Origin of the sequence: Sinorhizobium psoraleae, from assembly GCF_013283645.1 — a bacterium.
In the GTDB taxonomy this organism is placed as follows: domain Bacteria; phylum Pseudomonadota; class Alphaproteobacteria; order Rhizobiales; family Rhizobiaceae; genus Sinorhizobium; species Sinorhizobium psoraleae.
This window is the reverse complement of record NZ_JABEKV010000001.1, coordinates 642,130-653,540: the sequence shown is the minus strand read 5'-3', so window position 1 is coordinate 653,540 and position 11,411 is coordinate 642,130. Positions and strand designations below refer to the sequence as shown.

General features: G+C 62.6%; 11 protein-coding genes and 1 pseudogene. 6 read left to right on the top strand and 6 right to left on the bottom strand.

The genetic code is table 11. The features are described 5' to 3' along the window. Nucleotide 1 precedes the first annotated feature (1 nt). Nucleotides 2-1,255, bottom strand: coding sequence for a sarcosine oxidase subunit beta family protein (locus ILFOPFJJ_RS02965; protein ID WP_173509078.1), 1,254 nt, complete (start codon nt 1,253-1,255; stop codon nt 2-4). A 346-nt stretch (nt 1,256-1,601) separates the two neighbouring features. Here ILFOPFJJ_RS02965 and rpsU point away from each other — a divergent pair, with 346 nt between their 5' ends. From rpsU to ILFOPFJJ_RS02945, 4 genes are all read left to right on the top strand, one after another. Next, nucleotides 1,602-1,814: a 30S ribosomal protein S21 gene (gene rpsU, locus ILFOPFJJ_RS02960; protein ID WP_012709405.1), complete on the top strand. Its 213-nt coding sequence runs from the start codon at nt 1,602-1,604 to the stop codon at nt 1,812-1,814. A gap of 272 nt (nt 1,815-2,086) precedes the next feature. Next, nucleotides 2,087-2,953, top strand: coding sequence for a tetratricopeptide repeat protein (locus ILFOPFJJ_RS02955; protein WP_173509077.1), 867 nt, complete (start codon nt 2,087-2,089; stop codon nt 2,951-2,953). 157 nt (nt 2,954-3,110) lie between these two features. Next, nucleotides 3,111-3,590 (top strand): DUF992 domain-containing protein, encoded by a 480-nt coding sequence (locus ILFOPFJJ_RS02950; protein ID WP_173509076.1) that lies wholly within the window; start codon nt 3,111-3,113, stop codon nt 3,588-3,590. Nucleotides 3,591-3,790: 200 nt separating this feature from the next. Next, nucleotides 3,791-5,011 carry an adenylate/guanylate cyclase domain-containing protein gene (locus ILFOPFJJ_RS02945; protein ID WP_173509075.1) on the top strand — a complete coding sequence of 407 codons (1,221 nt, stop codon included), beginning with the start codon at nt 3,791-3,793 and terminating at the stop codon, nt 5,009-5,011. A 21-nt stretch (nt 5,012-5,032) separates the two neighbouring features. Here the strand turns inward: ILFOPFJJ_RS02945 and ILFOPFJJ_RS02940 are convergent, their stop codons facing one another. Further along, complete coding sequence (locus tag ILFOPFJJ_RS02940) at nt 5,033-5,941, bottom strand: LysR family transcriptional regulator (RefSeq protein ID WP_173509074.1); 909 nt, start codon at nt 5,939-5,941, stop codon at nt 5,033-5,035. A 112-nt stretch (nt 5,942-6,053) separates the two neighbouring features. Here ILFOPFJJ_RS02940 and ILFOPFJJ_RS02935 point away from each other — a divergent pair, with 112 nt between their 5' ends. Then, the gene (locus tag ILFOPFJJ_RS02935) at nt 6,054-6,794 is read left to right on the top strand and encodes an SDR family oxidoreductase (protein ID WP_173509073.1); all 741 of its coding nucleotides are present in this window, start codon (nt 6,054-6,056) and stop codon (nt 6,792-6,794) included. Nucleotides 6,795-6,832: 38 nt separating this feature from the next. Next, nucleotides 6,833-7,733 (top strand): annotated as a pseudogene (locus ILFOPFJJ_RS02930) (SDR family oxidoreductase). Nucleotides 7,734-7,917: 184 nt separating this feature from the next. Here ILFOPFJJ_RS02930 and ILFOPFJJ_RS02925 read toward each other — a convergent pair. The 4 genes from ILFOPFJJ_RS02925 to ILFOPFJJ_RS02910 all read right to left on the bottom strand — a co-directional run bounded on the left by ILFOPFJJ_RS02925 (nt 7,918) and on the right by ILFOPFJJ_RS02910 (nt 11,351). Then, entirely contained in the window at nt 7,918-9,318 is a 1,401-nt protein-coding gene (locus ILFOPFJJ_RS02925; protein WP_173509072.1) for an NAD(P)(+) transhydrogenase (Re/Si-specific) subunit beta, read from the bottom strand. Between the two features lie 9 nt (nt 9,319-9,327). Further along, nucleotides 9,328-9,738: an NAD(P) transhydrogenase subunit alpha part 2 gene (locus ILFOPFJJ_RS02920; RefSeq protein WP_012709410.1), complete on the bottom strand. Its 411-nt coding sequence runs from the start codon at nt 9,736-9,738 to the stop codon at nt 9,328-9,330. Then, nucleotides 9,738-10,886 carry a Re/Si-specific NAD(P)(+) transhydrogenase subunit alpha gene (locus tag ILFOPFJJ_RS02915; protein WP_173509071.1) on the bottom strand — a complete coding sequence of 383 codons (1,149 nt, stop codon included), beginning with the start codon at nt 10,884-10,886 and terminating at the stop codon, nt 9,738-9,740. The genes ILFOPFJJ_RS02920 and ILFOPFJJ_RS02915 overlap by 1 nt, the downstream gene beginning before the upstream one ends. A gap of 240 nt (nt 10,887-11,126) precedes the next feature. Next, on the bottom strand, nt 11,127-11,351 hold the full coding sequence (locus tag ILFOPFJJ_RS02910; RefSeq protein WP_173509070.1) for an aa3-type cytochrome c oxidase subunit IV: 225 nt from the start codon (nt 11,349-11,351) through the stop codon (nt 11,127-11,129). Between the last annotated feature and the right edge of the window lie 60 nt (nt 11,352-11,411).

The window sequence follows — 11,411 nt, the reverse complement described above, 5'->3', positions numbered from 1 at the left end:
TCTAGTGCGCAACGGCGGCAGCGGCCGCCTCGTCGATGAGCCGCCCGGTGCGGAATCGCTCGAGCGTCAGGCCGGCAGCGAGCCTGTGGGGCTCGCCTCGCGCGATGAGATGGGCAAAGAGATTGGCCGAGCCCGGAGTCGCCTTGAAACCACCCGTTCCCCAACCGGCATTGAGGTACAGGCCCGGCACCGGCGTGACGCCCTGGATCGGCGAGCGGTCCTGCGTCACGTCGACGATGCCGCCCCATTGCCGCATCATCTTGACGCGGCGGAACATCGGGAAGAGTTCGCAGATCGCGTCCAGCGTATGGGTGATGATTTGCAAGCCGCCGGTCTGCGAATAGGAATTGTACTGGTCGGTGCCGGCACCAATGACGAACTCGCCCTTGTCCGACTGCGAGATATAGGCATGCACCGAGTTCGACATCACGACGCAAGGGAAGATCGGCTTCAAGGGCTCGGAGACGAGCGCCTGTAGCGGCTGGCTCTGCAGCGGCACCCGCACGTCGGCCATCTGCATCAAGACCGAGGAGTGACCGGCAGCAGAGATACCGACCTTCTTCGCGCCGATAAAGCCACGATTGGTATCGACGCCAATCACGCGACCGGTTGCATCGCGGCGAATGCCCGTCACTTCACAGTTCTGGATGATGTGAACGCCGCGGTCGGAAGCGCCGCGCGCATAACCCCAGGCGACCGCGTCGTGACGCGCGGTGCCGCCGCGCCGCTGCAGTGCCGCACCGTTTATCGGATAGCGAGCGGTCTTCGAAATGTCGAGCGGCGGACAATAGGCCTTGGCCTGTTCCGGCGTCAGCCACTCGTTGTCGATGCCGTAGAGCCGGTTGGCATTGATGTGCCGCTTGAAGGACTGCTGGTCGTGGATATTGTGCGACAGCATCATGACGCCGCGCGGCGAATACATGACGTTGTAGTTCAGATCCTGCGACAGGTTCTCCCAGAGCTTCAGCGAATGCTCGTAGACGTCCATGCTCTCTTCATAGAGATAGTTGGACCGGATGATCGTCGTGTTGCGGCCGGTGTTGCCGCCGCCGATCCAGCCCTTTTCGAGCACTGCGACATTGGTGATGCCATGCTCCTTGGCGAGGTAATAGGCAGCGCCCAGACCATGCCCGCCGCCGCCGATGATGATGACGTCATATTCCTTGCGCGGCTCCGGCGAGGCCCAATGCGGGCCCCAGCCCTTGTGGCCGCGCAGCGCCTCGCGCGCCACGGCAAAAACAGAATATTTGCGCATCCGCCTGCTACTCCATGAACCCCGAGAAAACGTGTTGTTGGCGTTAGAAATCGCAAATCTGAGAGCCGCGCAACGTTTCTTTTGCGACGCGATTCGGCCAACTTGAGCGGACTTGCGACATCGAGTTAAACACCCCGAGAAGCCGCCATTCAGGGGCCGGCAGCGCAGAAGAAACCCGAACTTGTGTTTTTTCCGACCCGCTCGCGCTGTCGTCACTGGACTTTGCCCGCACGATCTGTTATCCGATTTTTCAATCGTCGAGCTGCCAGCTCAGCGAACGCAAATTTTTTGCCTCCCCTTACCTGGCGGTGGGGCTTACAACTCGAAACAAAGGAACGGGATTCACGTGCAGGTACTTGTCCGCGATAACAATGTCGACCAGGCGCTCCGCGCTCTCAAGAAGAAGATGCAGCGCGAAGGCATTTTCCGCGAAATGAAGATGCGTGACTTCTACGAAAAGCCGTCCCAGAAGCGTGCGCGCGAAAAGGCCGAGGCCGTCCGCCGCGTTCGCAAGCTGGCTCGCAAGCGCGCACAGCGTGAAGGCCTTCTGGCTCGCTGATTTGTCGTTTTTTCGACGTTTTCTAATGTAAGTCGTGGCGGGGGCGAGATATCGCCGCCGCCTTTTTGTATGGACACCATGTCCGTCGGCAAGCTAGCGTGATGCGTCAGCTTGCGACGGTCAGCCGCCCGGACGGGATAAGCCGGTCGGATCGCCGGAGGATCTGATGAACCCTGGCTGGAGCCCCGCGTATTCGCCGGTCTCCGTAAACGGAAAGCCCGAAGCTTTCGGGACCTTGTCGCATTGAGGGATCGACTTTGACATTTGCTGCCATGACTGCGGACGTCTCCGCCATCCGTGAGGCGCACCGCCGCCACCAGCGCAGGCCGAAGCTTGCTGCCATGCTCATCCTCGGCTCCGCCCTGCTGCTTGCAGGCTGCCAGACCGACAACTCCGAATCGATGATCCGCGTCGAGCGGGCGCAGGGCTCGGAGGAAAACATCGCCTCGCTGTCGAGCGTCATCGCTTCCAACCCGAGCGATCCGGAAGGATATAATGTGCGCGGCTCGGCTTATGGTCGTGCCGGTGAATTCCGCCGGGCGCTTGCCGATTTCGACAAGGCGATCGAGCTCAACCCGCGCTTCTTCCAGGCCTATGCCAATCGTGCACTCGTCCAGCGCAACATGGGCAACCAACAGGCCGCAGTGGCTGACTACAACGCCGCGCTGCAGATCAACCCGAACTATGATGTCGCTTATATCGGCCGCGGCAATCTCTATCGCCAGGCCGGCCAGCTCGATGCCGCCTTCAACGATTTCAACAAGGCGATCCAGCTCGACACGAGCGATCCCCGGGCCTATCACAATCGCGGCCTGATCTATCAGGCGCGCAACGAGCATGGGCAGGCGATCGAGGATTTCTCGACGGCGATCTCGCTCTCGCCGAGCTCGCCGGAACCCTATAACGGCCGCGGCATTTCCTATGCCGCCCAGGGCGATGACGACAATGCCTTTTCTGATTTCAACACCGCCATCAACCTGAACGGCAAAGTGGCGGAGTCCTGGGCAAACCAGGCCCTGATCTACGAGCGCCGCGGTGAAAAGGCCAAGGCATCGAAGTCCTATTCGCATGCGCTTTCGCTCGATCCCAAATACGAGCCGGCCCGGGCGGGTCTCGCTCGTGTGAAATCGATGTCCTGATCCGATTTTGCAGCTTTCTTGACGCCCGCGACGATCTCGCGGGCTTTTTTTTTGCTCTCCTCGACATGCGGAACACGTCCGGGCCCACCCCGGCATGGCGGAACCTTCACGGGTCTCAATCCGTTTGACCAATGGCTTCAATAACGGAGACTGAGCCATGATCAAGCAGACCTTCATCGCAGCGGCCGCCTTTGCTGCCCTTTCGGGCGCTGCACCCGCCGCTGCGCAAAGCTATGTCACGCTCGGCCGCCTTACCTGCGGCTCGGAAGGCGGCGCAGGGCTCATCATCACTTCGACGAAGAACCTCATGTGCACCTACAGGCCCGCCAACGGCGCGCCGACCGCCGTCTACGCGGGCATGATCCGGAAGTTCGGCCTTGACGTCGGCGCGACTGGCAAGAGCGTGATGATTTGGGACGTGCTGGCAAAGACCGGCACGCCGGTAACGGCGCACGCCCTTGCGGGCGAGTATTACGGCGTCGGAGCCGATGCGAGCTTTGCCGTGGGCGGCGGTGCCAAGGTGATCGCCGGTGGCACGAACAAGGCTTTCATGTTGCAGCCGGTGAATGTCCAGGTCCAGGAGGGGCTGAACATTGCCGTCGGCGTCGACCAATTGACGCTGGCGCCCGCAGGCTGATCATCGCACCAGAGTCCGCCATGTCGCGGAAACAGGCTCAAGGCCCCGGTCATTCCGGGGCCTTTGCCATTCAGACATGCTCTGGGGCAGCTCAAGCAGAGCATACTGCAACTGTTCGAACGAGCAAATGTCGAATAGCTTATGGTATCGGTCATTTGCCCGCAGGTGGCAGCAAGAGGCAGATGTCGTCAGGAAGAATGATGAACGACCAGCAGATCCGCGAGCTGATACTATGGACATCCGAGCAGGGAATCCGGGGGAGCGAGGAACCCGAGCTGCTCGCCGGCTTCTGCGAGCGGTGCCAAGAGGCCGGAATCCCGATCGAGCGTGCGCTCGGCCTGATCGACACGCTTCATCCCGAAATCGAGGGCCGTTCCTTCACCTGGGACAGCGAAAGCGGGGACGTCCCCGAGGTCACTCCCTATGGATCGACCGCCACCGGCGAGATGCAGGCGAGCTGGCGACGCTCGATCTTCTATCACATGCTCATGGAACGTCAGGCGGAGCGCCGCATCCGACTCGCCGCTGAAACGTCCATTCCCTACAATTTCCTCGACACGTTGAAGGCCGAAGGGCACACGGACTGCTTCACCACGATCCACTACTTCACCGATCAGGGCCGCGTCGGCGAGATGGATTGCTTTTACTCCTATTGGACGACGAAAAAGAAGGGGGGCTTCAGCGAAGAGGACCTCAATGCCCTGAGAGTGCTGTTGCCGACGCTCGCGCTCGCCGTCAAGGCGGCCTCATGCGTACGCATCATCGGCACACTTGCCGATGTCTATCTCGGCCAGGACGCCGGGCAGCGCGTCGTCAAGGGCAGCATCGTGCGTGGGTCGGCCGAGAAAATCGAGACCGTCATGTGGTTTTCCGACCTGCGCAACTATACGCGGATCTCCGATACGGTCGCACCAGAGGAAATCATTCCGCTTCTCAACGACTATGCCGGAACCGTGATCACCGCCATCCACGACCACGGCGGCAGCGTCTTGAAGCTCATCGGTGACGGCGTACTTGCAATCTTCAAAGCCGAGGACCGCGCCAGCGCCTGCGCCTCGGCAGTCGCCGCCGAGCGGCAGTTGCGCCTGATGCTGAGCGAGATGAACGCACAGCGGCTCGAAGACGGAAAGCCGACGACCGACGTCTACCTCGGCCTGCATATCGGCGAAGTCTTTTACGGCAATATCGGCAGCCAGAGCCGGCTCGACTTCACGGTCGTCGGCCCGGCGGTCAACGAGGTAAGCCGGATCGCGTCGATGTGCCGGTCGGTCGAGCGGCATGTGATCATGTCTTCCGAATTCGTCGAGGCGTGCCCACCTGCCCTTCGCGCCGACGCCGTGTCGCTTGGCCGTTTTGCGTTGCGCGGCATCGCCCGGGCAAGGGAGCTTTTTACCTGGGACCCGGAGATTGCTGCCGGTTGATTCTTACGACATCACATCGTCTTACGACATCGCATCGACGGAGCGCTTCTCAGCGAACACCCTGACCAACCAATCGATGAACACGCGCACGCGCGGCGAAAGCTGCCGACTGCGCGGATAAAACAGCGAGACCGGCGTCGGCGTCGGCCGGCAATGCTTCAACACCTCGACAAGCGTGCCGTTTTCCAGGTCGCTCTCGACGTGGTAGCGCGGCACCTGAATGAGGCCAAGCCCCAGCCGCGCCGCCGCCACGAAGCTTTCCGCCGCGTTGACAGCGATGGTTGCCGGCAGCGTAACTGTGCGAACAACCGTCTCCTCGACAAACTCGAGCGGCAGCAGATTGCCCGTCGCCGAGGAGCGAAACCCGATCATCCTGTGTCTATCGAGGTCGTCGATCGCGCTCGGCAGGCCGAAACGCGCGATATACGCCGGGGAGGCGCAAGTGATCTCATCGAGCATCGCCACGCGCCGTCCGATCATGTCGCTTGTTTGTGGCTCACCGACACGCAACACACAGTCGATGCCCTCCCGAACCAGATCCACCAAGCGATCCCCTTCGCTCATGTAGAGTTCTATATTCGGATACGTTTCGAGAAAGGCCGGAAGGCTGGGTAGTACGAAGTGTCGTGCCAGCGCGCCGTGAACATCGACCCTGAGAAGCCCCTTTGGCTTCGCCCCGGCAAACGCACCCTCAGCATCCTCGATATCGTCCAGAATGGCGATGCAGCGCTGATAATAGGCCTCGCCATCAAGCGTGGGGCTGACATGCCGCGTCGTGCGCTGCAGGAGCCGCACGCCGAGCCGCGCCTCGAGTTGCTTGACCGCATCGGTCACGGTCGAGCGCGGCAGGCCGAGATCTTCAGAGGCGAGCGTGAAGCTTCTCCGCTCGACGACGCGGGAAAAGACCCGCATGGCATCCAATCTGTCCATTGTTCGATTAATCCGGATAGTGTTGGCGAGTAACGCATGATTATCCGCAATCGAAACAGGGGCATCTTCTCCTTGTCAACACGCAATGCGCTTCAATCGAAGGAGAGAAGAGATGTCTGCAAATACGAACAAGGTTGCAATCGTCACTGGCGCCTCGCGCGGCATTGGCGCCGCCATCGCCGAACGCCTGGCAAGGGATGGCTTTACCGTCGTCATCAACTATTCCGGCGAAGCCGCGCCCGCCGAGGCGCTGGCGCGCAGGATCGAGGAGAGAGGCGGCCGCGCCCTGACCGCCAAGGCGGATGTCAGCAGCGCCGAAGCCGTGCGCCGGATGTTCGATGCTGCGGAAACGGCGTTCGGGGGCGTGGATCTCCTCGTCAACAATGCCGGTATACTGAAGACTGCCACGCTCGCCGACACCGGCGATGACGAATTCGACCGCCATTTCGCAATCAACGCAAAGGGCACGTTCAACACGATGCGCGAGGCCGCAGGGCGGATGCGAGATGGTGGCCGGATCGTCAATTTCTCATCGACGACGTTGGCGCTGAACATGCCCGGCTACGCTGCCTATAACGGCACCAAGGCGGCGGTCGAAGCCTTCACCCGCGTCTTCGCGAAGGAACTGCGCGGTCGCAACATCACCGTCAACGCCGTCGCCCCCGGCCCGATCGCCACCGATCTCTTCCTTACCGGCAAGAGCGACGAGCTGATCGGCAATTTCGCCAAGATGCCGCCGCTCGAACGGCTGGGCCAACCGGACGACATCGCCAATGTCGTCGCCTTCCTCGCCGGTCCCGACGCCGGCTGGGTGAATGGCCAGGTCCTGCGCGCTAACGGCGGCGTCGCCTGAGCGTACCCATTCAATTCAACCCAATGGAAGATCAACTCATGAGCAAGGACGTTATCGTCATTACCGGCGCCTCCAGCGGCTTTGGCGCCCTCACCGCCGTGCACTCGCAAAGGCGGGGCATGTGGTTTATGCCGGCATGCGCGCAACCGACGGCCGCAACGCGGCCCAGCCCGAGGCGGCGAAAACATTCGCCGTCGAGAATGGCGTCGATCTTCGGCCAATCGAGTTCGATGTCATCTCCGACGACTCCGTCGACGCGGCGATCGCCAAGATCGTCGCCGATCAGGGTCGGATTGATGTAATCGCGCACAATGCCGGGCACATGTCCTTCGGTCCCGCCGAAGCGTTCACGCCGGACCAGTTCGCCGCGCTTTACGACGTCAACGTGCTCTCGACGCAGCGCGTGAACCGGGCTGCCCTTCCCCACATGCGCAAGCGGGGCAAGGGGCTGGTTGTATGGGTTTCGTCTTCGAGCACGCGCGGCGGCACGCCGCCTTTCCTGGCGCCCTATTTCGCCGCCAAGGCCGCGATGGACTTGCTCGCGGTCTCATACGCCTCCGAACTCACCCGTTGGGGCATTGAAACCGCCATCATCGTCCCGGGCGCCTTCACCAGGGGAACCAACCACTTCGCCCATTCCGGCACACCGGCGGATACGGCGCGTGCCGGCGAATATACCGAAGGTCCGTACAAGGGTGTGCCCGAACAGGCGCTGACGGGCTTGGCCGCACTCGAGCCGGCCGATGCTGACGCGGGCGCCGTTGCGGCTGCCATCGTCGATATCGTCAAAATGCCGTTCGGCACCCGTCCTTTCCGTACACACGTCGATCCCTCTCAGGACGGCGCGGAAATCGTAATGGCGTCGCCGACCGTGTTCGGGCGGAAATGTATCGCAACGTCGGTCTTCAGGATCTGCTGAAGCCGCATGTCATCGGCTGATCTTAAAGACTCAGGCTCGCCACCGATCGCAGGCGACGATCGTTTACCCGTCAGGCGGAGCCTCGGATGGAGCTGAGCAGTTCCAGGAGAAGTGTGTAAGTTTCCCCGTCCGGAATTGCGTGGCGTTCAAACACAAAGATGCCCGCCTCGCGGCGGGCATCTCCGTCTGAATTCTGCGATCTCGTCAGTGATTGATGGCCTTGACGATTTCCTCGGTGACTTTCTTGGCATCGCCGAGCAGCATCATCGTGCCGTCCTTGTAGAACAGCGTGTTGTCGATGCCGGCATAGCCGGAGCCGAGCGAGCGTTTGACGAACACGCAGGTCTTGGCCTTGTCGACGTCGAGGATCGGCATGCCGTAGATCGGCGAGGTCTTGTCGTCGCGCGCTGCCGGGTTGGTGACGTCGTTGGCGCCGATGACATAGGCGATATCGGCCTGGGCGAATTCCGAGTTGATATCCTCGAGCTCGAAAACCTCGTCATAGGGCACGTTGGCCTCGGCGAGCAGCACGTTCATATGGCCGGGCATGCGCCCGGCGACCGGGTGGATGGCGTATTTGACCTCGACGCCATTTTCCTTGAGCTTGTCGGCGAGTTCCCGGAGCGCGTGCTGCGCCTGTGCCACCGCCATGCCGTAGCCCGGCACGATGATCACCTTCGAGGCGTTCTGCATCAGGAAGGCGGCGTCGTCGGCCGAGCCCTGCTTGACGGTCCGCTGGATGCCGTCGTCGCCGCCGGCTTGCGCCGTCTCGCCGCCGAAGCCGCCGAGGATCACCGAGACGAACGAGCGATTCATGCCCTTGCACATGATGTAGGAGAGGATCGCACCCGACGAGCCGACCAGCGCGCCGGTGATGATCAGCGCCAGGTTGCCGAGGGTGAAACCGATGCCGGCCGCCGCCCAGCCGGAATAGGAATTGAGCATCGACACGACCACCGGCATGTCGGCGCCGCCGATCGGGATGATGATCAGAACGCCGAACACCAGCGACAGGAGAACGATCGCCCAGAAATCGAAATGGCTTTCGGTCAGTGCCAGCCCGATGATGAAGAAGACGACGAGGGCGACGAGCGCGATGTTGATCGCATGGCGGTAGGGCAGAAGGATCGGCTTGCCCGACATGCGGCCGTCGAGCTTCAGGAAGGCGATGACCGAGCCGGTGAAGGTGATCGCGCCGATGGCGACGCCGAGCGCCATTTCGACGAGCGCCTGGGCGTGGATCGCACCGATCTCGCCGATGCCGAACGAGGACGGCGCATAGAGCGCAGCGGCGGCCACCAGTACCGCGGCAAGGCCGACGAGCGAATGGAAGCCGGCAACGAGCTGCGGCATCGCCGTCATCGGAATGCGCTTGGCGATGTAGGCGCCGGCACCGCCACCGAGCGCAAGTCCAAGCACGATCAGCAGGAACCCGCCGACCGACGGCTGCGCCAGAAAGAGCGTCGTAACGATGGCGATGCCCATGCCGATCATGCCGTAGGTGTTGCCCCGGCGGCTGGTGGTGGGGTGCGAAAGGCCGCGGAGCGCCATGATGAAGAGGACGCCGGAGACGAGATAGAGGAAGGCTGCGAAATTAGCGTTCATCGGCCGGCCTCACTTGTCTTTTTTCTTGTACATGGCGAGCATGCGCTGGGTGACCAGGAAGCCGCCGAAGATGTTGACCGAGGCAAGCACCAGCGCGACGAAGCCGAAACCGGTGGCAAGCCCCGAAGCCGAGATCCCGACCGCCAGCAGCGCGCCGACGACGATCACCGAGGAGATCGCATTGGTCACCGCCATCAGCGGCGTATGCAAGGCCGGCGTTACCGACCACACGACGTAGTAACCGACGAAGATCGCCAATACGAAGATCGCGAGACGGAAGACGAAAGGATCGATAGCGCCGCCGGTGGCGCCATGCGCGACCGCTCCGGCCGCATCGGGCACGTATTCGGCCGCGGTCCTGACCGCTTCGACCGCCCGTTCGAGATCGGTGAGCGCCTTGTCGAGAAGTTCATTCGCCATCACTTGTCCCCCTCTTTCGCGCCGCCGAAGGCTGGGTGCACCACGGCCCCGCCGTGGGTCAGCGCCGTCGCCTTGACGAGCTCGTCCTCCATGTTGAGCGCCAGCGCCCTGGTCTCCTTCGAGACCATCGTCTCGAGGAAGGTGACGAGGTTCTTGGCGTAGAGCAGCGAGGCGGAAGCGGCGATGCGGCCCGGCACGTTCAAGTGGCCGATGACCTTGACGCCATCGACGGCGACGACCTTGCCGGCTTCCGCGCCCTCGACATTGCCGCCACGCTCGACCGCGAGGTCGACGGCAATCGAGCCGGGCTTCATCGTCTTCAGCATCTCGCGCGTGACCAGACGCGGCGCCGGCCGGCCGGGAATCAGCGCCGTGGTGATGACGATATCCTGCTTGGCGATATGCTCGGCGACAAGCGCGGCCTGTTTCCCCTGATATTCCTTCGACATCTCCTTGGCGTAGCCGCCGGCGGTCTCGGCCGCCTTGAACTCTTCGTCCTCGACGGCGATGAACTTGGCGCCGAGCGAGGCGACCTGCTCCTTGGCGGCGGGCCTGACATCGGTGGCCGAGACGACAGCGCCGAGACGCCGCGCGGTGGCGATCGCCTGCAGACCGGCAACACCGGCGCCCATGACGAAGATCTTCGCCGCCGGCACGGTGCCAGCCGCCGTCATCATCATCGGCAGCGCCCGATCATATTCGCAAGCCGCGTCGATCACCGCCTGATAGCCGGCGAGGTTGGCCTGGGACGACAAGACGTCCATCGACTGCGCCCGGGTAATGCGCGGCATCAGTTCCATGGCGAAGGAGGTCAAGCCCGCGCCGGCCATCGCCGCGATGGCGGCCTCGTTGCCATAGGGATCCATGATCGCGATGACGATCGCGCCGGACTTGTAGCTCGCGATCTCGGCGTTTGTGGGCCGGCGCACCTTCAGCACCACGTCGGCGCTCGCGGCATCCGCCGTCGGCCCGATGCGCGCGCCAACCTTCTCGTATTCCGCATCAGGAATGCGCGACCTCAGGCCGGCGCCGGCCTCGACGACCACGTCGAAGCCCAGCGACTTCAGTTTCTTGATGCTTTCGACCGAACCCGCGACGCGCCCTTCGTGCGCATCCGTTTCCTTGGCGATAAAGACAACCTCGCTCACAAGTCCCCTCCCGACTCGCAATCGAGCCGAGGCCGGACCACGAGTATCTTGTTCGACTGCTGGAGCGACCACCCTTATGGCGGGCCGCATCCATGGTGACAGGCACTCTTCCGTCGAAGGCGGGCGCGCCCGCCGCCGAAAACGTTCCTCACGCGGTGAGGTAGAGCCGGATTGCGTCCGACGGCCGGAGACGGGGCGCCCTCCTGCCCCGCAACCGGCAAGGAATGTCAGAGAAACCGGTCAGCGAAGAAGGAAGAAACCGGCCACGTTGAGGATGATCAACAGCACGAGCGAGCTGAAGAAGCCCATCGTCGTGAAGAAGGCCGCAGCCATCGCAATTAGCAGCGTTGCGCAGAACAACGTGCCGTATTTCGTCGCGTTCAGGAAGAGGTTGTAGGTCTTCTCATGCTCGGAATAGTCCATCGGAGCGCCCGTTTCGACCGGTCCCGAATGATGCTCTGCCATCGTCCAATTCTCCCAGAATGCTGCGGGGCGCGGCCAGTGGCCCCGTCCGCCTTTCAAACT

Coding starts and splice junctions, on each gene's coding strand:
- ILFOPFJJ_RS02965 (WP_173509078.1), bottom strand. CDS start 1,255: ATGCGCAAATATTCTGTTTTTGCCGTGGCGCGCGAGGCGCTGCGCGGC.
- ILFOPFJJ_RS02955 (WP_173509077.1), top strand. CDS start 2,087: ATGACTGCGGACGTCTCCGCCATCCGTGAGGCGCACCGCCGCCACCAG.
- ILFOPFJJ_RS02950 (WP_173509076.1), top strand. CDS start 3,111: ATGATCAAGCAGACCTTCATCGCAGCGGCCGCCTTTGCTGCCCTTTCG.
- ILFOPFJJ_RS02945 (WP_173509075.1), top strand. CDS start 3,791: ATGAACGACCAGCAGATCCGCGAGCTGATACTATGGACATCCGAGCAG.
- ILFOPFJJ_RS02940 (WP_173509074.1), bottom strand. CDS start 5,941: ATGGACAGATTGGATGCCATGCGGGTCTTTTCCCGCGTCGTCGAGCGG.
- ILFOPFJJ_RS02935 (WP_173509073.1), top strand. CDS start 6,054: ATGTCTGCAAATACGAACAAGGTTGCAATCGTCACTGGCGCCTCGCGC.
- ILFOPFJJ_RS02925 (WP_173509072.1), bottom strand. CDS start 9,318: ATGAACGCTAATTTCGCAGCCTTCCTCTATCTCGTCTCCGGCGTCCTC.
- ILFOPFJJ_RS02920 (WP_012709410.1), bottom strand. CDS start 9,738: ATGGCGAATGAACTTCTCGACAAGGCGCTCACCGATCTCGAACGGGCG.
- ILFOPFJJ_RS02910 (WP_173509070.1), bottom strand. CDS start 11,351: ATGGCAGAGCATCATTCGGGACCGGTCGAAACGGGCGCTCCGATGGAC.